The sequence below is a fragment of the Blastococcus sp. SYSU DS0552 genome (genome assembly GCF_054050815.1).
The window spans coordinates 71133-90225 of the sequence record NZ_JBJHAB010000004.1 but is presented as its reverse complement, the minus strand read 5'-3'; the positions used below and the strand labels follow the sequence as shown (position 1 = coordinate 90225).

Here is a 19093-nt window from a genome sequence, read left to right as displayed (position 1 = left end):
GGACCACTCGTGGCCAAGCGCATCGAGGTGTCGGATCTCGACATCTACTACGGCAAGTTCCTCGCCGTGCAGGGCGTGAACGTCTCCATCGAGCCGCGCAGCATCACGGCGCTCATCGGGCCGTCGGGCTGCGGCAAGTCGACGTTCCTGCGTGCGCTCAACCGCATGCACGAGGTCATCCCCGGTGCGCGCGTCGAGGGGAAGGTCGTCATGGACGGCCAGGACCTCTACGGCTCCGACTCCGACCCGGTGACGGTCCGCCGGCAGATCGGCATGGTGTTCCAGCGGCCGAACCCGTTCCCGACGATGTCCATCTACGACAACGTCGCCGCCGGCATGCGCCTGAACGCGAAGAAGATGAAGAAGTCGGAGACCGACGAGCTCGTCGAGCGCTCGCTGCGTGGAGCCAACCTGTGGGAAGAGGTGAAGGACCGCCTCGACCGGCCGGGCTCGGGCCTCTCCGGTGGTCAGCAGCAGCGGCTCTGCATCGCCCGCGCCATCGCCGTCGAGCCCGACGTGCTGCTCATGGACGAGCCGTGCTCGGCTCTGGACCCGATCTCGACGCTGGCCATCGAGGACCTGATGACCGAGCTCAAGGAGCGGTTCACGATCGTCATCGTGACCCACAACATGCAGCAGGCGGCCCGGGTCAGCGAGCAGACCGGCTTCTTCAACCTCAACGGGGTCGGGCAGCCCGGCCGGCTGATCGAGTTCAACCCGACCGAGAAGATCTTCAGCAACCCTGACGAGAAGGCGACCGAGGACTACATCTCCGGACGCTTCGGCTGAGGGCCCCGTTCCAAGGCTCGCCCCGAGCCTGCGAGGGGTGAGGAGAACGGGGTCCTTCAGCAGGTGACGGCGGCCGCCTCCGGCTCGGGGGCGGCCGCCGCCGTGTCCGGCGCGGCCTGGACCGGCTCCCGGGCACTGACCTCGACCGGCACGACCGTGGAGTAGCCGGGGCCGATGACCAGCTGGACCGCGTCGCCGATCGCGTCGCTGGGCTCGAGAACCGCACCGGGCACCGCGGCGGCCACGGTGCGGGCGCCGTTCAGCGCACCCGGCCCGTACCGGACGACGGTCCCGTTGACCGTGCCCGGCTCGTTGCCCACCGCGCCCACGGTGAAGCCCTGCCCGCGGAGCGCGTCGGCAACCGTGGCCGCCAGCCCGGTGGTGGCCGTGCCGTTGAGCACGTCCACGGTGATCTCACCGGGGGCCGCGGTGAGCGGCTCGGGCGCCGCCGGCTCGGGCGCCTGCTCCGGCGCCGGTTCGGGCGCGGCCGCCTCCGGCGCCTCCGGGGTGGCCAGCAGCTCCGCCGGCACCTGGGCGCCGTCGATGACCGCGTCGAAGAGCGCGCGCGTGCCCTGCCGATCGAGGATCACGTAGGCCTCATCGGTGCCGGCCGGCACGTAGCCGACCTGGGCGACCGGCAGCGCGGCGCGCTGGACCGCGTCACCGGAGAGATCGCCGAGCGTGGCAGCGAGGACGCGCAGATCCCCCAGCGTCGTCTGCTCGTCGACCGTCAGCGCATCCGCGGCCCGGGAGAGGAAGCGGGTGAGGGTGACCGGGTCGAGCACCGTGTCCGCGGACATCGCGGCCCGGAGGGTGGAGGTGAGCAGCCGCTGGGCGCGTTCGGCGACGGCCGCACCGGTGACGTCGACCCCGCTGTCCCCCGGCTCCAGGAAACCCGACGCCGCGGCGCCGGACAGCTCTGACGGCCCGGCCGGGGGCGGGGTGGCCGCGGCAGCGGTGGTCGTCGAGGGAATGACGCAGACGGGGACACCGCCCAGGGCGTCGACCATCCCGGGGAGGCCGGCGAGGTCCACGCCGAGGTAGTGGTCGATCCGGAGGCCGGACAGCTGCTGGACCGCCCGCACCGTGCACGCGGGCCCGCCCTGGAGCAGCGAGCTGGCGAACGCCTCGGTGACCGGGTCGCGCAGCGTGCCGTCGGGCGTACGGCAGACCGGGGTGTCCACGAGCGCCGTGGGGGGCACGCTGACCAGCGCTGCGCGGTCACCCTCGGCCGAGACCGAGACGACCAGGGTGGCCACCGACGCCGCACCGGTCTGCCCGGGGACGCCCGTACCGACGACCAGATAGGTCTCGGCGGCGTCCTGCAGACCCGGGGCGAGGACCTCGGGGCCGTCGACCGCGAGCGCGTCGACCCGGTCGATGCTCTGGTCGACGTAGAAGTACAGCGCCAGGTGGTAGAGGACGACCACGCCCACCACCGCGGCCAGCGCCGTTCCCGCACGCATCAGGCGGCGGCGGCGCGGGCTGCGCGGAGGGCGGTCAGCGGCCCGCCGGCGGGTGGCGCCCGACGGGCGCGGCGGCGGAGCCAGGCCGGGAAGCGGGGGGATGGGTCCACTGCGCCGGGAGGGCCGCTCGTCGGGCACCCAGGCCGTCGGTGTCCCGGCCGCCGACGACCGATCCGGAGCGGACGGGACCGGGGGAAGTCCTGGCTGCGCACCGGCCGCCGGCGGCACCCCCGGCTCGGCGCCGGGGACCGGCGGGAGGCCGGGCTGCGACCCCGCGACGCGGCCGGGCCGGGCGGCGCCGGGGACCGGCGGGAGCCCGGACCGGACGGCGGGGGCGTCCGCTGGGCCGGCCGGAGGGATGCCGGCGCCGGGCCCGGAGAGCGGATCGGGCTCGGCCGGCCGCGGCTGGTCGCCGCCTCGGGCCGGATCTGCCGCCTCACGCCGGCCATCGGGGGCAGCGGTGTCACCGCGGGAGGACGACGGCTGGGCAGAGCCCCGCCGAGCGGCCCGTCGACCACCGACGGCGTTGCCCTGCCGGGCGAGGAGCTGCTCGACGGTCACCGGCTCCGCGGCGCCGTCGGCCGGGGCGCGCCCCCGGCGGGTGCGACCGGGGACGTCGCGGCCATCCGCGTCGCCCCACCTCGGCTGATCACCCACAGGTGTCGACACCTTTTCGTCGTCCGCATGTCCCTGCCTGTCGTCCCACGATACGGGCGGATCTGCGATCGCCACGCCGACGCGCGGGCGCCGCTGCGCCGACGTGCGGCCCGATCGGGGCGAGGGGCGCAACCGAATGGTGGGCCACCGGCGCACTGCGTACCGTCCACACGGTGCGCCTGCCCTCCGTTCCCGGCCCGTCCGACGTCCTCGCCGCGGTGGGCGGTCTGCGCGAGGGCGTGGCAGACGCCCTCGCTCTGGTGCCGCGGGCTGCCGGCGTCCTCGGCCGCGTGGAGCAGCTGCTGGACCAGGCGTCCGGGATGGTTGCCCGCGTCGAGACGCTGCTCGACCGGGCGGACGTGGCGATCACCGGTCTGGACGACACCCGGTTGGCCGCGGACGAGGCCATCGTCGCCGTCGGCCGGACCCGGATCGCCGCGGACGAGGCCATCACCGCCATCGGCGACACCCGTACCAAGGCCGACGACGCCATCGAGGCCATCGGCGACACCCGTACCAAGGCCGACGACGCCATCGAGGCCATGGGCCACACCCGCGCCAAAGCCGACGACGCCATCGAGGCCATGGGCCACACCCGCGCCAAAGCCGACGACGCCATCGAGGCCATGGGCCACACCCGCACCAAAGCCGACGACGCCATCGAGGCCATGGGCCACACCCGCACCAAAGCCGACGACGCCATCGAGGCCATGGGCCACACCCGCACCAAGGCCGACGACGCCATCGAGGCCATGGGCCACACCCGCACCAAGGCCGACGACGCCATCGAGGCCATGGGCCACACCCGCACCAAGGCCGACGACGCCATCGACCGGGTCGCCGGCACCACGGAACGGGCCGACGGCATCGTCGGGCGCGCGGAGGGGCTGGTCGGTCGCGTCGAGCCGCTGCTGACCGACTACGAGCCCGCGCTCACCGCCCTGGCGCCGTCCATCCGGCGACTGGCGGCCGAGTTCGACGCGACGGAGGTGGACGCGCTCATCACGCTCATCGACCGGCTGCCGCAGGTGCTCGGGCACCTCGACGAGCAGGTCCTCCCCGCGCTGGAGGGGCTGGAGAACGTGGGGACCGACGTCCGGGACCTCGTCGACACGGTCCAGGACATGCGGCAGATCGTGAAGGGCTTCCCCGGCTCGAAGCTGTTCCGCCGGCGCGGTGCCGAGGAGATCGCCGACGGCGAGGCGCGGGAGAGAGAGGCGGAGGGCGCCGGCTCCTGAGCCGACGCCCTCCCACCCCGGGCGGTCGAGGCGACCGGAGGGGCGTCCGGGCTAGGCGCCCGGACCGGAGCCGGTCTCGGTGGGGTAGCCCAGCGCGCGGACCACGTCGCCGATCCGCTCGTAGGTCTCCCCCTCGGGCAGTCGCTCCAGCTCGCTGACGACGACGTCGGGGGCCCGGTGGTCGCGGGCCGCCTCGACCAGGTCGGGGCCGGTGCTCGGGAAGTCGGCCCGGTCCAGCCACCGCGCGAGCTCGGCGCGCGCCACGACCGCGTCCTCGGTCATGCCCACGGGGGTGCCACCGACGAGGGTGCCGGCCGGGTCGGCGTCGACGTCGGGGTCACCTTCGGCGACCGGCTCGACCTCGCGCCACTCGTGCGACCGGGTGGCCCGCTCGGCCTTCATCATCCCCTGCGTCTCGTGCTCGAGCTCCTCGTCGAGGCGCGGGTTGTGCTTGGTGCTGCGCGAGCCGGCGAACTCGCCTGCGGACTCGGTCACGTGTGCCTCCTGGTGTTGGGGCCCGGCACCGCCGGGCCGTGGATCCGTCCGCGAAGGGGGTCAGGCCTCGTCGAGGGCACCCGGCTTGTGCACCGCGGTGCGCCCGGACTTCTCGCTGCGCACCTCGTACTGCGGGTCGTCCTCGCTGGCGCGCACGGTGCGGCCGGAGGCCTCGGTGTCGGAGGTGATCTTCCGCTCGACCGTGCCCTCCGTCGTCGAGCCGTGGCTCTTCCAGGTGACGTGGTCACCCTTGTCGAACTCGTCGGCCATCGTGGTCTCCGTTCGTCGGACGGTGCTGCCCCTGCCCCTGCCCGCAGCAAGGCCCGGACACACATGCGCAGACCGGGCCGGCCGCCCGCCTAGGCTCGTCGGACGTGACCACCGCGAACGACGCCGCCCTCGTGGACGGCCTGCGCCCGGTCGACGTCCTCACCGTCGTCGCGGTCACCGACGTGACGCCCTCGGTCCGCCGGGTGACCCTCACCGGGACGGCGGAGGCGGTGGCGGCGGCCGGGCCGACGGTGAACCTGCTGGTGCCCCGGGTGGACGACCCGGCTCCCCGCTGGCCGCTGATCCAGCGCGACGGCCGGGTCGTGTGGCCCGACGGCAGCCACGGCGTCGCACTGCGCAGCTACACCGCCCGCCGGCAGGACCCGGCCGCGGGCGAGCTGGACATCGACTTCGTGCTCCACGGCGACGGCCCGGCCGCGTCCTGGGCCGCGGCGGCCCGCCCCGGCGCCCTGCTCGGCGTCGCCGGCGCCGCCTCGCTCGCCGAACGCCCGGCACGGTGGCTGCTCCTCGCCGCGGACGAGACGGCGCTGCCCGCCGTGAGCCGCATCCTCGCCGCCGCACCGCCGGAGACGACCGGTGTGGCCTACCTCGAGGTGGCCGGACCGGAGGAGGAGCAGCAGCTGGCCGCCCCACCGGGCGTCGACCTGCGCTGGCTGCACCGGGGCGCGACGCCTCCCGGGGAGAGCACCCTGCTCGTCGACGCCGTGGCGGCCCTGGAGCGGCCCCCGGGTGACGACGTCTTCGCCTGGGTGGGCGCCGAGTCGGCCGCCGTGCGCGCCATCCGGGCCGACCTGCGCGGTCGCTGGGGGCTCGGCCGGGCCCAGCACCATGCCATCGGTTACTGGCGGCGCGGCCGGGCGATGGCGCCGGCCGGCTGACCCGTCCGCCGCGTGGCCCGGGTCGGTTCCCAGGGGGTTCACAGGTAGCGTCCAGATCCACCGCAGCCGGCGTCCCCACCCTGGGGGCATGACGACGGCATCGGCGCACGCCACCGGAGGAGCGATGTCCGGCACCCAGCCCACCGGGCGCACGGCCCCGGAGGCCCGCCTGCTCGTGGTCGACGACGAGCCGAACATCCGCGAACTGCTGTCGGCCAGCCTCCGCTACGCGGGCTTCGATGTGGCCACCGCCGCCGACGGTCAGCAGGCCCTCGCGCTGGCCGCCTCGTTCCGGCCCGACCTCCTGGTGCTGGACGTCATGATGCCGGGCCTCGACGGCTTCGGTGTCGTGCGGCGCCTCCGGGAGACCGGCCGCCACACCCCGGTGCTCTTCCTCACCGCCCGGGATGCCGCGGAGGACAAGATCTCCGGGCTGACCCTCGGCGGCGACGACTACGTGACCAAGCCGTTCAGCCTGGACGAGGTCGTAGCCCGCATCCGGGCCGTCCTGCGGCGCACGGCGGGAACGCAGCGGGAGGCCGAGGCCCCCCGGCTGACGTTCGCCGACATCGAGCTGGACGAGGAGACCCACGAGGTCGTCAAGGCCGGCGAGGTCATCAGCCTCTCCCCCACCGAGTTCAAGCTGCTGCGTTACCTGATGGCCAACGCCGGGCGGGTGCTGTCGAAGGCGCAGATCCTCGACCACGTGTGGAACTACGACTTCAACGGCGAGGCGAACGTCGTGGAGTCCTACATCTCCTACCTGCGCCGCAAGATCGACACGACCGAGCCGCGCCTGCTGCAGACGATCCGCGGGGTCGGCTACACCCTGCGGCTGCCGCGCGGCTCCTGACCGCGATGGACGGGCGGGGCCCCGTGCGCGCCGGGGGGCAGCAGATCCCCCTGCGCGTGACCCTGGTCGCACTCCTGGTCGCCCTCGTCTCGGTCGCGCTCCTGGCCACCGGGGCCGCCGCGACGTCCCTGCTCGCGGACTACCTGCAGGAGCAGCAGGACGACGAGCTGCAGGCCATCGTCGCCAGCAACCAGGGCCCGCGGCTGGTCAGCACCTGCCTCCGGGAGATCTCGGAACCCAGCCCCCTCTACGTCGCCTGCCTCCCGCCGGACAGCGACGAGCCCGTGGTCATCGGGGAGCCGTACGGCCCCGGCGTCCACGAGCTGCCGGAGCTGGACGAGGCGGACGTCGAGGCCCTCCGCGAGGGTGGTCCCGCGATCACGGTCGGCTCCGACCGGAACGCGTGGCGCATGGCCTCGGGCGAGCTGCCGGGGGGCTACACCCTGGTGGTCGGTGAGGACCAGGGGCGCGACGGAGGGGCGATCTCCCGGCTGATCCGCATCGAGCTGGTCGTGGGTCTGGCGGTGCTGGCGCTGCTGGGCGCCGCCGGCTACGTCCTGGTGCGCAACAGCCTCCGGCCGCTGGCCGAGGTCGAGGAGACCGCCCGTGCCATCGCCGCGGGCGATCTCTCGCGGCGGGTCCCGGTCGGCGACGACCGCACGGAGGTGGGCCGTCTCTCCACGGCGCTCAACGGCATGCTCGCCCGGATCGAGACGGCCTTCCGCGCCCAGCAGGCGTCGGAGGAGCAGGCACGCGGCTCCGAGCAGCGGCTGCGCCGGTTCGTCGCCGACGCCAGCCACGAGCTGCGCACCCCGCTGACCTCCATCCGCGGCTTCGCCGAGCTGTACCGGCAGGGGGCCGTCCGGGAGGAGGCGGACGTCGCCCGGCTGATGCAGCGGATCGAGGCCGAGGGCAGCCGGATGGGACTGCTGGTCGAGGACCTGCTGCTGCTGGCCCGGATGGATCAGCAGCGACCGCTGTCCCTGGCCCCGGTCGACCTGGCCGCGATCGCCGGCGACGCGGTGCACGACGCCCGCGCCGTCCAGCCGGACCGGCCGATCAGCCTGCACCTGGACGAGTCGCTCACCGACGTGCCGGTCGTGCTCGGCGACGAGAGCCGCCTGCGGCAGGTGGTCGGCAACCTCGTCACGAACGCGCTCACGCACACCCCGGCGGGAACCCGCGTGCAGGTCTCCGTGGCACAGGACCCGGCCGACGACGACGTCCTCCTGCTCCGGGTCGCCGACGAGGGCCCGGGCATGGAGCCGGCCGACGCCGAGCGCGCGTTCGAGCGCTTCTACCGGGCCGACGCCTCCCGCACGCGGGCGGCCGGCGGCACCGGCCTCGGGCTGTCGATCGTCGCCTCGCTCGCGGCTGCCCACGGCGGATCCGCCTCGCTGGAGACTGCGCCCGGGGCGGGCCTGGCCGTCACCGTGCGGCTGCCCCGCGGCGGCCCGGACGGGGGTGCGACGAGTTCGTCGTGACCCGGCTTGCGACCATCTGGTGGTGACGACGAACGACGGCCACCCGGACACCGCGGCCTCCTACGACCCGGCGCTGATGGCGGCGTCCACCGACCTGGGGGCGGCGATCCGCGAGCTGATCGAGATGTCGGTCACCACGACGGAGCCGGCGACCGAGATCGCGGCCGCGACCGACCTGGTGCGGCAGGCGACCGCCCGCATCGCCGCCTCCCGGCGCCCGGCCTCCGTGCTGCCGGCGCTCGACGACCCGTCCGTGGGCCGACGGGTCTTCAATCCGGTCGTCGGCGCCGGGAACGCCCTCGCGCCGCCGCTCGTGGTGCGCCGGGAGGAGGGCGGTGTGGTCGCCGAGGTCACCCTGGGTGTCGCCTACGAGGGCCCGCCCAGCTACGTGCACGGCGGCATGAGCGCCCTGTTCATGGACCAGCTGCTCGGCAGCGCGGCCGGGGCGGCGGGCCTGTGGGGCATGACCGCGCACCTGGAGCTGGACTACCGCGGCCCGCTGCCGCTGGAGACCCCGCTGGTGCTGCGCGCGTGGGTCGAGAGCACCGAGGGCCGCAAGTCGGTCATCGCCGGCACGATCGCGCTGGCCGCCGAGCCCGGGCAGCCGCTCGTCGAGGCGCGCGGGATCTTCGTCATGCCGCGCCCGGAGAAGGCCCGGGCCTACTTCGGCGCCATCACCGACGTCGCGGGCCGGCACACCCCGCCCCGCCGGCCGGGCGACGCCACCTCGGTCCAGTGGAGCTGACCCCGGGCGGCGACGTCGCGGTCGCGGTGGCGGCCGCCCGCGCCGCGGCCACCGCCCTCCTGCCGCTGCGGACCGGCGGGCCCGGCGGGCGGGCGCTGGGAGACGCCGGGGACGCCGCCGCGCAGCGGGCGATCCTCGCCGTGCTCACCGACGCACGCCCCGGCGACGCCGTGTTCAGCGAGGAGGCCGTGGACGACCCCCGCCGGCTGACCGCCGACCGCGTCTGGATCGTCGATCCGCTCGACGGCACCCGCGAGTACTCCGATCCCGCCCGGAGCGACTGGGCGGTGCACGTCGCGCTGTGGGCCGGCGGTGACCTGGTGGCGGCGGCCGTGGCGCTGCCGGCGCTCGGCGAGGTGCACGTCACCGACCCCGCACCGGCGCTGCCGCCCCGGCCGGCGGGGCCGGTCCGCATCGCCGTCAGCCGCACCCGCCCTCCGGCCGAGGCGCAGGCCGTGGCCGCCGCTCTGGGCGGCGAGCTGGTGCCGATGGGCTCGGCCGGCTACAAGACCCTCGCGGTGGTGCGCGGCGAGGTCGACGCCTACGTGCACGGCGGCGGGATGTACCAGTGGGACTCCGCCGCGCCGGTCGGCGTCGCTCGCGCCGCCGGCCTGGTGACCTGCCGGCTGGACGGGTCGCCGCTGGTCTACAACGCCCCCGACCCCTACCTGCCCGACCTGGTCGTCGCGCGTCCGGAGCTGGCCGACGAGGTCCTGGCTGCGGTCGCCGCCGCCCGATAGCGGACACTGGGCACCGAATCCCCACCGACCCGATCGGATTGCGCCGATCGGGTCGCCCGACCCCTAGCCCCGTGGAGCACGAGAGCGTGACGACGCCCGACTACCGGCTCAGCCAGCTGGAGACGCTGGAGGCCGAGTCCATCCACGTCATCCGTGAGGTGGTCGCCGAACTGGAGCGGCCGGTGCTGCTGTTCTCCGGCGGCAAGGACTCCATCGTGATGCTGGAGCTGGCCCGCAAGGCGTTCGCGCCGGCGCGCATCCCGTTCCCGGTCATGCACGTGGACACCGGGCTGAACTTCCCGGAGGTCCTGGAGTTCCGCGACCGGAGGGTGGCGGAGCTGGGTGTCCAGCTCGTGGTCGCCTCGGTGCCCGAGGCGATCGCGGCGGGCACGGTGAAGGAGGAGCCCAACGGCTCCCGCAACCGCATCCAGACGCCGGTGCTGCTCGACGCGGTCGAGGAGCACGGGTTCACCGCGCTGTTCGGCGGCGCCCGGCGCGACGAGGACAAGGCCCGCGCCAAGGAGCGGGTGTTCTCCTTCCGCGACGAGTTCGGCCAGTGGGACCCGAAGAACCAGCGGCCCGAGCTCTGGGACCTCTACAACGGCCGGATCCACCTCGGCGAGTCGATCCGGGTGTTCCCGCTGTCGAACTGGACCGAGCTCGACATCTGGCAGTACATCCTCCGCGAGGAGATCGCCATCCCCCCGCTGTACCTCGCGCAGGAGCGGGACGTCGTGGAGCGCCAGGGCATGTTGTACGCGGTCAACCAGTTCATCTCCCCGCGCGAGGACGAGGAGGTCCAGCGCCGGAGCGTCCGCTACCGCACCGTCGGTGACGCGAACCTGACCGCCGCCGTGCCCTCGACCGCCACCACGGTCGAGGAGGTCATCGCCGAGATCGCAGTGACCCGCATGACCGAGCGCGGCGCCACCCGGGGCGACGACAAGGTCAGCGACGCCGCGATGGAGGACCGCAAGAAGGAGGGCTACTTCTGATGCCCCTCCCGTCCGCGGCGACGCCGGAGCACGAGCAGCACCCGCACCACGGCGGCGAGCAGCACCACGCCCGCCGACCAGCCGGTCACCTCCGGCGTGCTGCCCGGTCGCGCGCCGAGCAGGTCGCAGACCCAGCCCGCCACCGCGAAGCCGACGACGTAGCCGGCGACCACGACGAGCAGCGCCGGTACCGCCGCGACCAGCACGAACACGCTCTGCCTCCCCGGACGACGGACCCCAGCGTCCGCCGCTCCGCCGTCCTCTGCCAGGAGATCTCCCGATGACCGCCGGCTCCGCCGACCAGCCCGGCGTCCACCCCGACGCCCCCATCGACGTCCACTCGCCCGCGGCGGAGGCGGCGGCGGAGATCGCCACCGCGCGCAAGGACATCCTGCGCATCGCCACCGCGGGCTCGGTGGACGACGGCAAGAGCACGCTCATCGGCCGCCTGCTCTACGACAGCAAGGCGGTGTTCGAGGACCAGTACGAGGCGGTCGAGCGCGCGAGCAAGGGTGACTACGTCGACCTGGCCCTGCTCACCGACGGCCTGCGCGCCGAGCGCGAGCAGGGCATCACCATCGACGTCGCCTACCGGTACTTCGCCACCCCGCGGCGCACGTTCATCCTGGCCGACACCCCCGGTCACGTGCAGTACACGCGGAACATGGTCACCGGCGCCTCGACCGCCGACCTGGCGATCGTGCTGGTCGACGCGCGCAAGGGCATGCTGGAGCAGAGCCGGCGCCATGCCTTCCTCGCCTCGCTGCTGCGAGTGCCCCACCTGGTCGTCGCGGTCAACAAGATGGACCTCGTCGACTGGTCGGAGGACACCTACGAGGCGATCCGCGACGAGTTCACCGCGTTCGCCGCGAAGCTCGACGTCCCCGACCTCACCGTCGTCCCGATCTCGGCGCTGCACGGCGACAACGTCGTCCGCCGCTCCGAGCACACCCCCTGGTACCAGGGTTCCTCGCTGCTGCACCACCTCGAGCACGTGCACGTGGCCAGCGACCGGAACCTCATCGACGTCCGGTTCCCGGTGCAGTACGTGATCCGCCCGCAGTCGGACGCGCACCACGACTACCGGGGCTACGCCGGGACGGTCGCCAGCGGGGTGCTGCGCCCCGGCGACGAGGTCCAGGTGCTGCCCAGCGGGCTGACGACGACGATCGCCGGCATCGACGGGCCGCGCGGCCCCGTCGAGGAGGCCTTCGCCCCGATGTCGGTGACCGTCCGGCTGGCCGACGACCTGGACGTCTCCCGCGGCGACCTGATCTGCCGGCCCGCGAACGCCCCGCACGTGACGCAGGACCTGGACGCGCTGGTGTGCTGGATGACCGACGAGCCGCTGCGTCCCCGGCAGCGACTGGCCGTCAAGCACACGACCCGCTCGGTGCGCGCGGTGGTCAAGGAACTGCAGTACCGGCTGGACGTCAACACGCTGCACCGCGAGCAGGGCGCGACCGAGCTCGGCCTCAACGACATCGGCCGGGTGCGGCTGCGCACCACCCAGCCGCTGTTCGTGGACGAGTACAGCCGCAACCGGGTGACCGGCCGGTTCATCCTGGTGGACGAGGCGACCAACGCGACGGTCGGCGCCGGGATGCTGGTCCCCGGCAGCTGAACGGGCGGTCCTGGCTCACCTGCAGGGGTCCTGGCTCACCGTCCACCGTGAGCCAGGACCCCTGTTGATCAGGTGACCTGATCAACAGGGAGCGGAGCGGGTCCCTAGCGCAGGGTCACCGGGAGGACCTCGAAACCGCGGAGGGTCCGCAGGTCGCGGCGCCGCGGACGGCCGGCCACCCGCAGCCGCGGGAAGCGCTCGTCGAGCGCCTGCAACCCGACGGCGCCCTCCAGCCGCGCCAGCCCCGCGCCCAGGCAGTAGTGGATGCCGCCGGAGAAGGCCAGGTGCTCCCGCGCGTTGGCCCGGGCGACGTCGAACCTCGCCGGGTCGGGGAAGACCTCGGGGTCGCGGTTGGCCGCCCCCAGCAGCAGCGTCACCCGGGTGCCGGCGGCCACCGTCCGCCCGGCGAGCTCGACCTCCGCGCGCGCCGTCCGGCCGGTCAGCTGCACGGGGCTGTCCAGCCGGAGCACCTCCTCGACGGCGTCGTCCCAGCCCGCGGCGCCGCTGCGGAGGAGCTCCCGCTCGCCGGGGTGCGCGTCGAGCAGCACCACGGCGTTGCCCAGCAGGTTCATCGTGGTCTCGAAGCCGGCGCCGAGCAGGAGCAGCACCGTGGCGTGCAGCTCCCGGTCGGTGAGCGCATCCTCCGCCGGCAGGGTGACCAGCCCGCTGACCAGGTCGTCGGCCGGGTCGTGGCGCAGCCGCGCGAAGTGCTCCGCCAGGAATCGGTGCATGGCCCGCAGCGCCTTCTCGGCGGCGAGGTAGCGGCGCAGCGGCAGGCCGGGGTCCAGGGTCGCGGCGGCCGCTGCGCCCCACCGCAGGAAGTCCTCCCGGCGCTCGAGAGGCACGCCGAGCAGGTCCGCGATCACCAGCACCGGCAGCTGGGCGGCGTAGGCACCGACGAGGTCGACCGTGCCGTCGCGGCGCGCCAGGTCGTCCAGGAGGCGTTCGGCCGTGCGCCGGATGACCGGCTCGAACGCCGCCGTCGCCCGGGGGGTGAAGGCCCGGCTCACCAGCCGGCGGAACCGGGTGTGGTCGGGTGGGTCGACCACGAGCATGGACGGCGGTTCGGCGACACCGGCCGCCGTGGGGTCGTCGCCGAACTCCAGCGCCCAGCGGATCACCCCGGGGGCGGCCGAACGGTCCCAGCCGACGCCGAACCGGTCGCTGCGCAGGACCTCCTGCGCGACGGGGTGCGACGTCGTCACCAGACCCAGGCTGCTGCCCGGGAGCGGGCCGCGGGCGCGCAGCTGCTCGTAGAGGTCGTAGGGGTGCTCGCGCAGCGCCGGATCACGCATCAGCCGGCCGACCAGGTCACCGCGGCGCGCACTGCGGGACAGGTAGACCGCCGGCAGGGCGTGCCGGACGGCCCAGCGCACCGCGGTGCGCGCGGGGCGGGCGAGCGGCCCGAGCGCCGCCCCGGAGGGTGCGGGCCGCACCTCGGCTGTGGCGGTCATCACCGAAGTCTGCCAGCGCGGACCCGGCGACGGAACGCGGCGCCGCCCCCGTCCCGGCAGCGGGACGGGGGCGGTGCGGGACGTCGGGAGGTCAGGCCTCGTCGGTGGGCGCGGGCGCCGCGCCCGGATCGCCGTCCCAGTCCTTGCCCGCCACGTCGGCGTTCTCCGACGCGCTGTCGGTCTGGCCGGCGACGGTCTCGATCATCTCCTCGTCGGAGACTCCCTCACCTGCAGCGTGGGTGTTCGGCTCGCTCATCGCGCAGTCCCTTCCTTCGGCTGGCTTCCCCTCCGCCCGTCCCCGCTCGGCGAGGGCGGCAAACCAGCTGTGGATCACAGCCGGGGCGGACGCAGCTCGAACCACACCCGCTTGCCGTCGCGGTAGTCCTCGCACCCCCACCGGTCGGCGAGGACCTCCACCATCAGCATGCCCCTCCCGCGGGGTCGGTCCGGGGAGAGCTGCTGGACCGCCGGCCGGACCGGGGAGCAGTCGACGACGGCGAGCCGGAGCCAGTCCTCGGAGTAGGTCGCCTCCACGGTGAGACACGCGCTGCCGCCCACGTGGTCCACGACGTTGGCCACCAGTTCGGTCACCAGGAGGGCCGCGTCGTCGTGGTCCTGGCGGGCGCCCCACGACCGCAGCAGCTCGCGCACCAGCCGCCGGGCCGCCGGGACACTGGCGGCGACCGGGGGGAGGTCGAGGCTGGCGCTGAGCGTGGACATGGAGCGTTCCGTTCTGCCGGCGGGCGGGTGTCGGCGCGGCCGCCCGATGCCGGACTCATCGGCAGTTCGGACGGGGAACTCGACTGTGTTGTGCGCAACTGTCCACTGTCGGGGTACGGGGCGCAACCCCCCTTGCGCCTCATGCCGGTTGTGTGCGATATATATCCCGCTAGAGTTCGCCCGTCCCGTTGCCCGCGTCCGTGAGGAGCAGCATGCCCAGTCCGGACGCAGCACCGGACGAGCCCGCCACGCAGGCGCTCGAAGGCCTGATCGCCTGCATCGACGGCTCGCTCGTAGAGCTGCAACGCGCTCGCGCCCGGGCCGACCGGCTGCTGGTCGAGCGCCGCGCGGGCCGGCCCTGGCTGGAGCTGGTGACGGAGGAGTCCCGCCCGCTGGTCGTCGAGAGGGTCTCCACCGTGCTGACCTCCCTGGCGACGGCCGGCCACACCTGGCGGTGCGAGGAGGCGGCGGCGCTGCAGCGCGAGCAGGTGAGCATCAACCGGATCGCGGCGCTGTTCGGCGTCACCCGCCAGCGCATCTCGGCGCTGCTGAAGGAGAGCGGCGCCGGCGCGGCCGGGTGAGCCCGTCGGACTACCCCAGGATCGCGTCGATCGCCTTGTAGATGCGCTGCTCGGAGACCGGGCGCGGCGTGCCGACGTTCTGGGCGAAGAGAGCAACCCGCAGCTCCTCGATCATCCAGCGCACCCGGACGACCGGGTCGTCCGGCGCCCCGGTCGGCGGGACCTGCCGCCGCAGCTGCTCGTACTCGGCCGTCACCGCGGCCACCTGCTGCATCCACAGCTCGTCGCGCGCCGCGTTCGCCGGCAGCTTCTCGAGCCGGTGCGCCATCGCCGTGAGGTACCGGACGACGTCGGGCAGGCGCCGGCGACCGGTCGCGGCCACGAAGCCGCGGTGCAGCAGCCCGGTCATCTGGCGCCGGAGGTCGGCGACCGCCGCGTCGGGCACCCGGCGGCCCGGTGCCGCACCGATCGCCACCGCCACCTCGCGCGCCCGGGTCAGCACGGCCTCGACCCGGCCGACGACGTCGACGGTGAGCGGCTGCAGCTGCGCCCTGGCCGTGGTCACCAGTGCCGCGAAGGCCTCCGGTTCCCGCGGAGGGCCGCCCGCCGCGGCGATCAGCTCGTCGGCGGCCGCGTCGACGCAGTCGGCCACGAGGTCGGGGATCTCGCCGTCCGGGTTGAACTGCAGGGCCAGCCGGGTGGCGGGCCGCAGCCCCTTCACCACCTGCTTGACCGGCGAGCCCGCCACCAGGACCAGCAGCCGGCGGGCGCCACGCCAGGTCAGCCGGCTCGCCTCCGCCTCGGTGGGGACCACCCGGACGCCGACCGTCGTCCCCTCGTCCACCAGCGCGGGATAGGCGGTGACGACGTGGTCGCCGCGGCGCACCTCCACGGTGCGCGGCAGCTCACCGAACTGCCACGACGTGCAGCCGGTCCGCTCGAGGTCCGACGCCGCCCGCGCCAGGCTGGCCCGGGCCTGCGGCGCCACCTGGGCCTTGAGCGCCGCGAGGTCCTTGCCGGTCGCCAGCGGCCGCTGCTGGTCGTCGAGCACGCGGAAGGTGGCACGCAGGTGATCGGGCACCTGGTCCGGCTGCCAGGCGTCCGGCGGGATCACCACACCGGCCGTCCGTCGCAGTTCCCGCTCCAGGGCCGGCAACAGGGGCTCGCCGGGGTCGATCCGGGGCAGGACGGCGCGGACCCGGTCGGGGATCGGGACCAGCGCCCGGCGCTGCGGCTTGGGCAGCGTGCGCAGCAACGCCGTCACCAGCTCCTCGCGCAGCCCCGGCACGGTGAACGCCAGCGATTCGCCCGACGTGCGCTGCGCCACCGAGTCCAGCACGCCCAGCGGCACGTCGACGGTCACGCCGTCCTCGGCGCTGCCGGGGGCGAAGGCGTACGAGAGCGGCAGGGCGAGGCCCTGGGTCAGGCGCACCTCGTCGGGATAGTCCTCCGGCCGGACCTGCGCCGCCGCGGCGGCGTTGGTGAGCATCTCCGGCGTGAAGGTCAGCAGGTCCGGCTGTTCGTGGCGGGCGCGCTTCCACCAGCGGTCGAAGTGCCGGGTGGAGACGACGTCGGCGGGGATGCGGGCGTCGTACAGCTCGAACAGCGTCTCGTCGTCGACGCCGATGTCGCGCCGGCGGGCCCGCTCCTCCAGCTCCGCGACCCGCTCGATCGCGCGCTGGTTCTCCGCCCAGAAGCGGTGGTGGGTGGTCCACTCCCCCTGGACCAGGGCGTGCCGGATGAACAGCTCGCGGGAGACGACCGGGTCGATGGAGCCGTACTGGACGCGCCGGCCCACGACCAGCGGGAGCCCGTAGAGGGTCACCCGCTCGGTGGCGACGACCGAGCCCCGCTTGGCGTCCCAGCGCGGCTCGGAGTACTGGCGCTTGACCAGGTGGTCGGCGAGCTTCTCGACGGTCTCGGGGTCGATGCGGGCCACCGTGCGGGCGAACAGCCGGCTGGTCTCGACCAGTTCGGCGGCGACGACCCAGCGGGGCGGCTTCTTCGCCAGCGGGGTGCCCGGCGCGATCACGAACCGGGTGTTCCGGGTGCCCAGGTACTCGCGACCGGGGCGCTTGTCACGCTCTGCTTCCTGCCCGCCCCGCCGCCCCTGGCCGTGCTCGACCTGCAGCCCCACCTGGCTGAGCAGCCCGGCGAGCAGGGACGCGTGGATGCCCCGCTCGTCGGGCTCGCCGGCCGGCTCGCCGACCGCCATGCCCAGCCGCCGCGCGGTGCCGCGCAGCTGGCCGTGCAGGTCCTGCCACTCGCGGATGCGGAGATAGTGCAGGAACTCCCGCTTCACGGTCCGGCGGAACTGGTTGCCGGACAGCGCGTCCTGCTGCTCGCCGAGGTAGCGCCACAGGTTGAGCAGGGCCAGGAAGTCGGAGTTCTCGTCGGCGAACCGGGCGTGCATCTGGTCGGCGGCCTGCTGGTGCTCGGCGGGCCGCTCGCGCGGGTCCTGGATGGTCAGGCCGGCGGCGATGACCAGCACCTCGTCGAGGACGCCGCGCCGGTCGGCCTCCACCACCATGCGGGCCATGCGGGGGTCCAGCGGCAGCGCGGCCAGGGCGCGGCCGGTCGGGGTGAGCCTGCCGTGCTCGTCGAGGGCGTGCAGCTCCTCCAGCAGCGCCAGCCCGTCGGCGACGGAGCGGCGGTCGGGCGGGTCGATGAACGGGAACTCGGCGACCTCCCCGAGGTCCAGCGCGGCCATCTGGAGCAGCACGGACGCCAGGTTGGTGCGCAGGATCTCGGGATCGGTGAACTCGGGGCGGGCGAGGAAGTCGTCCTCGCTGTAGAGCCGGATCGCGACGCCCGGGCCGAGCCGCCCGCACCGTCCCGAGCGCTGGCGGGCCGACGCCTGGCTGACCGGCTCGATGGGCAGCCGCTGGACCTTCGTGCGATGGCTGTACCGGGAGATGCGCGCGGTGCCCGGGTCGATCACGTAGCGGATGCCCGGAACCGTCAGTGACGTCTCGGCGACGTTGGTCGAGAGCACGACCCGCCGGCCGGTGTGCGGCTGGAACACCCGGTGCTGCTCGGCGGCCGAGAGCCGGCTGTAGAGCGGCACCACCTCGGTGTTCGGCAGGGCGCGGTCGGCCAGCGCGTCGGCGGTGTCGCGGATCTCCCGCTCGCCGGCGAGGAAGACCAGGATGTCGCCCGGCCCCTCGGCGACCAGCTCGTCGACCGCGTCGAGGATCGCGCTCACCTGGTCGCGGTCCGGATCGGCGTCCGGATCGTCCGGGTCCACCACGGGGCGGTAGCGGACCTCGACCGGGTAGGTGCGGCCACTGACCTCCACCACCGGCGCATCACCGAAGTGCTTCGCGACCCGCTCGACGTCGATCGTCGCGGAGGTGATGACGACCTTCAGGTCGGGCCGCTTCGGCAGCAGCTGGGCGAGGTAGCCCAGCAGGAAGTCGATGTTGAGGCTCCGCTCGTGCGCCTCGTCGATGATGATCGTGTCGTACTGGCGCAGCAGCCGGTCGTGCCCGATCTCGGCCAGCAGCACGCCGTCGGTCATCAGCTTCACCAGCGTCGAGTCCGACACCTGGTCGGCGAAGCGCATCTTGAAGCCGACGACCTCGCCGAGGGGCGTGCCGAGCTCCTCGGCGATCCGCTCGGCCACGCTGCGTGCCGCGATCCGCCGCGGCTGGGTGTGCCCGATCCGGCCCCGCACGCCACGGCCGAGCTCGAGGGCGATCTTGGGCAGCTGGGTGGTCTTCCCCGACCCGGTCTCGCCGGCGACGACCACGACCTGGGCGTCCCGGAGCGCAGCGGCGATGTCCTCGCGCCGGGCGCTGACCGGCAGCTCCTCGGGGTAGCCGATCGCCGGCACGGCGGCCCGCCGCCGTGCGATCCGCTCCTCGGCCGCCGCGACGTCGGCGGCGATGCGCTCCCGCTGCCGGTCGCGCGCCCCCTGGTCCTTCGTCCGGCGCAGCCCGTCCAGCCGGCGGCGCAGCCGGTGCTCGTCGGCGAGGGTCAGGCCGGCGAGGCGCTCCCGGAGATCGTCGCGCGGCGCCCGCTGCTCGGGGTGCACATGGCTCACGGGGGCGCTCGCGTTCCTCTCGGCCGGGACGGGGTACCGGGGCGCCGCCCCGGGGACGGGCGGGCCGCCGTCCAGGATCCCACTGCCCGACCGCCCGG

At 74.6% G+C, this 19093-nt stretch carries 18 protein-coding genes; 10 read left to right on the top strand and 8 right to left on the bottom strand.

What is annotated here, in order from left to right:
* Positions 1-9 precede the first annotated feature (9 nt).
* On the top strand, positions 10-789 hold the full coding sequence (pstB, locus tag ACI8AG_RS05465) for a phosphate ABC transporter ATP-binding protein PstB (protein ID WP_456589194.1): 780 nt from the start codon (positions 10-12) through the stop codon (positions 787-789).
* A 56-nt stretch (positions 790-845) separates the two neighbouring features.
* Here pstB and ACI8AG_RS05460 read toward each other — a convergent pair whose 3' ends face one another.
* A complete protein-coding gene (locus ACI8AG_RS05460; protein ID WP_456596219.1) occupies positions 846-2255 on the bottom strand; it encodes an LCP family protein in 1410 nt (469 codons plus the stop codon).
* Positions 2256-3085: 830 nt separating this feature from the next.
* Here ACI8AG_RS05460 and ACI8AG_RS05455 point away from each other — a divergent pair.
* Entirely contained in the window at positions 3086-4150 is a 1065-nt protein-coding gene (locus ACI8AG_RS05455) for a hypothetical protein (RefSeq protein ID WP_456596218.1), read from the top strand.
* A 51-nt stretch (positions 4151-4201) separates the two neighbouring features.
* Here the strand turns inward: ACI8AG_RS05455 and ACI8AG_RS05450 are convergent, their stop codons facing one another.
* Positions 4202-4645, bottom strand: a complete 444-nt coding sequence (locus tag ACI8AG_RS05450; RefSeq protein WP_456589960.1) for a DUF2795 domain-containing protein — start codon at positions 4643-4645, stop codon at positions 4202-4204.
* Positions 4646-4705: 60 nt separating this feature from the next.
* A complete protein-coding gene (locus tag ACI8AG_RS05445; protein WP_456596217.1) occupies positions 4706-4915 on the bottom strand; it encodes a DUF2945 domain-containing protein in 210 nt (69 codons plus the stop codon).
* Between the two features lie 104 nt (positions 4916-5019).
* Here ACI8AG_RS05445 and ACI8AG_RS05440 point away from each other — a divergent pair, with 104 nt between their 5' ends.
* The 6 genes from ACI8AG_RS05440 (at position 5020) to cysD (ending at position 10631) form a co-directional block, all read left to right on the top strand.
* The gene (locus tag ACI8AG_RS05440) at positions 5020-5814 is read left to right on the top strand and encodes a siderophore-interacting protein (RefSeq protein ID WP_456589962.1); all 795 of its coding nucleotides are present in this window, start codon (positions 5020-5022) and stop codon (positions 5812-5814) included.
* 88 nt (positions 5815-5902) lie between these two features.
* Positions 5903-6667 carry a response regulator transcription factor gene (locus ACI8AG_RS05435; RefSeq protein WP_456596216.1) on the top strand — a complete coding sequence of 255 codons (765 nt, stop codon included), beginning with the start codon at positions 5903-5905 and terminating at the stop codon, positions 6665-6667.
* Between the two features lie 56 nt (positions 6668-6723).
* On the top strand, positions 6724-8151 hold the full coding sequence (locus ACI8AG_RS05430) for a sensor histidine kinase (protein ID WP_456596215.1): 1428 nt from the start codon (positions 6724-6726) through the stop codon (positions 8149-8151).
* Between the two features lie 22 nt (positions 8152-8173).
* Positions 8174-8896 (top strand): PaaI family thioesterase, encoded by a 723-nt coding sequence (locus tag ACI8AG_RS05425; RefSeq protein ID WP_456589965.1) that lies wholly within the window; start codon positions 8174-8176, stop codon positions 8894-8896.
* The gene (locus ACI8AG_RS05420) at positions 8887-9636 is read left to right on the top strand and encodes an inositol monophosphatase family protein (RefSeq protein WP_456596214.1); all 750 of its coding nucleotides are present in this window, start codon (positions 8887-8889) and stop codon (positions 9634-9636) included. Before ACI8AG_RS05425 ends, ACI8AG_RS05420 begins: the two co-directional genes overlap by 10 nt.
* A gap of 86 nt (positions 9637-9722) precedes the next feature.
* Positions 9723-10631 (top strand): sulfate adenylyltransferase subunit CysD, encoded by a 909-nt coding sequence (gene cysD / locus ACI8AG_RS05415; RefSeq protein ID WP_456596213.1) that lies wholly within the window; start codon positions 9723-9725, stop codon positions 10629-10631.
* On the opposite strand, the gene ACI8AG_RS05410 is transcribed toward cysD, so the two are convergent.
* Positions 10622-10843: a hypothetical protein gene (locus ACI8AG_RS05410; RefSeq protein WP_456596212.1), complete on the bottom strand. Its 222-nt coding sequence runs from the start codon at positions 10841-10843 to the stop codon at positions 10622-10624. The genes cysD and ACI8AG_RS05410 overlap by 10 nt on opposite strands.
* 68 nt (positions 10844-10911) lie before the next feature.
* On the opposite strand from ACI8AG_RS05410, the gene ACI8AG_RS05405 reads away from it, so the two are divergent.
* The gene (locus ACI8AG_RS05405) at positions 10912-12255 is read left to right on the top strand and encodes a sulfate adenylyltransferase subunit 1 (protein ID WP_456589969.1); all 1344 of its coding nucleotides are present in this window, start codon (positions 10912-10914) and stop codon (positions 12253-12255) included.
* 104 nt (positions 12256-12359) lie between these two features.
* On the opposite strand, the gene ACI8AG_RS05400 is transcribed toward ACI8AG_RS05405, so the two are convergent.
* The 3 genes from ACI8AG_RS05400 to ACI8AG_RS05390 form a co-directional block, all read right to left on the bottom strand.
* Positions 12360-13709, bottom strand: a complete 1350-nt coding sequence (locus ACI8AG_RS05400; RefSeq protein ID WP_456596211.1) for a cytochrome P450 — start codon at positions 13707-13709, stop codon at positions 12360-12362.
* Positions 13710-13800: 91 nt separating this feature from the next.
* Positions 13801-13965: a hypothetical protein gene (locus ACI8AG_RS05395; protein ID WP_456589971.1), complete on the bottom strand. Its 165-nt coding sequence runs from the start codon at positions 13963-13965 to the stop codon at positions 13801-13803.
* 74 nt (positions 13966-14039) lie between these two features.
* Positions 14040-14429 (bottom strand): ATP-binding protein, encoded by a 390-nt coding sequence (locus ACI8AG_RS05390; protein ID WP_456589972.1) that lies wholly within the window; start codon positions 14427-14429, stop codon positions 14040-14042.
* A gap of 212 nt (positions 14430-14641) precedes the next feature.
* Here ACI8AG_RS05390 and ACI8AG_RS05385 point away from each other — a divergent pair, with 212 nt between their 5' ends.
* Positions 14642-15010, top strand: a complete 369-nt coding sequence (locus tag ACI8AG_RS05385; protein ID WP_456589973.1) for a hypothetical protein — start codon at positions 14642-14644, stop codon at positions 15008-15010.
* 10 nt (positions 15011-15020) lie between these two features.
* Here the strand turns inward: ACI8AG_RS05385 and hrpA are convergent, their stop codons facing one another.
* Positions 15021-18995: an ATP-dependent RNA helicase HrpA gene (hrpA, locus tag ACI8AG_RS05380; protein WP_456596210.1), complete on the bottom strand. Its 3975-nt coding sequence runs from the start codon at positions 18993-18995 to the stop codon at positions 15021-15023.
* Between the last annotated feature and the right edge of the window lie 98 nt (positions 18996-19093).

What these genes read in the sequence shown, in the direction of transcription:
- ACI8AG_RS05460 (WP_456596219.1), bottom strand. Translation starts at nt 2,255, where the DNA reads ATGCGTGCGGGAACGGCGCTGGCCGCGGTGGTGGGCGTGGTCGTCCTC.
- ACI8AG_RS05445 (WP_456596217.1), bottom strand. Translation starts at nt 4,915, where the DNA reads ATGGCCGACGAGTTCGACAAGGGTGACCACGTCACCTGGAAGAGCCAC.
- ACI8AG_RS05435 (WP_456596216.1), top strand. Translation starts at nt 5,903, where the DNA reads ATGACGACGGCATCGGCGCACGCCACCGGAGGAGCGATGTCCGGCACC.
- ACI8AG_RS05405 (WP_456589969.1), top strand. Translation starts at nt 10,912, where the DNA reads ATGACCGCCGGCTCCGCCGACCAGCCCGGCGTCCACCCCGACGCCCCC.
- ACI8AG_RS05400 (WP_456596211.1), bottom strand. Translation starts at nt 13,709, where the DNA reads ATGACCGCCACAGCCGAGGTGCGGCCCGCACCCTCCGGGGCGGCGCTC.
- ACI8AG_RS05395 (WP_456589971.1), bottom strand. Translation starts at nt 13,965, where the DNA reads ATGAGCGAGCCGAACACCCACGCTGCAGGTGAGGGAGTCTCCGACGAG.
- ACI8AG_RS05390 (WP_456589972.1), bottom strand. Translation starts at nt 14,429, where the DNA reads ATGTCCACGCTCAGCGCCAGCCTCGACCTCCCCCCGGTCGCCGCCAGT.
- ACI8AG_RS05385 (WP_456589973.1), top strand. Translation starts at nt 14,642, where the DNA reads ATGCCCAGTCCGGACGCAGCACCGGACGAGCCCGCCACGCAGGCGCTC.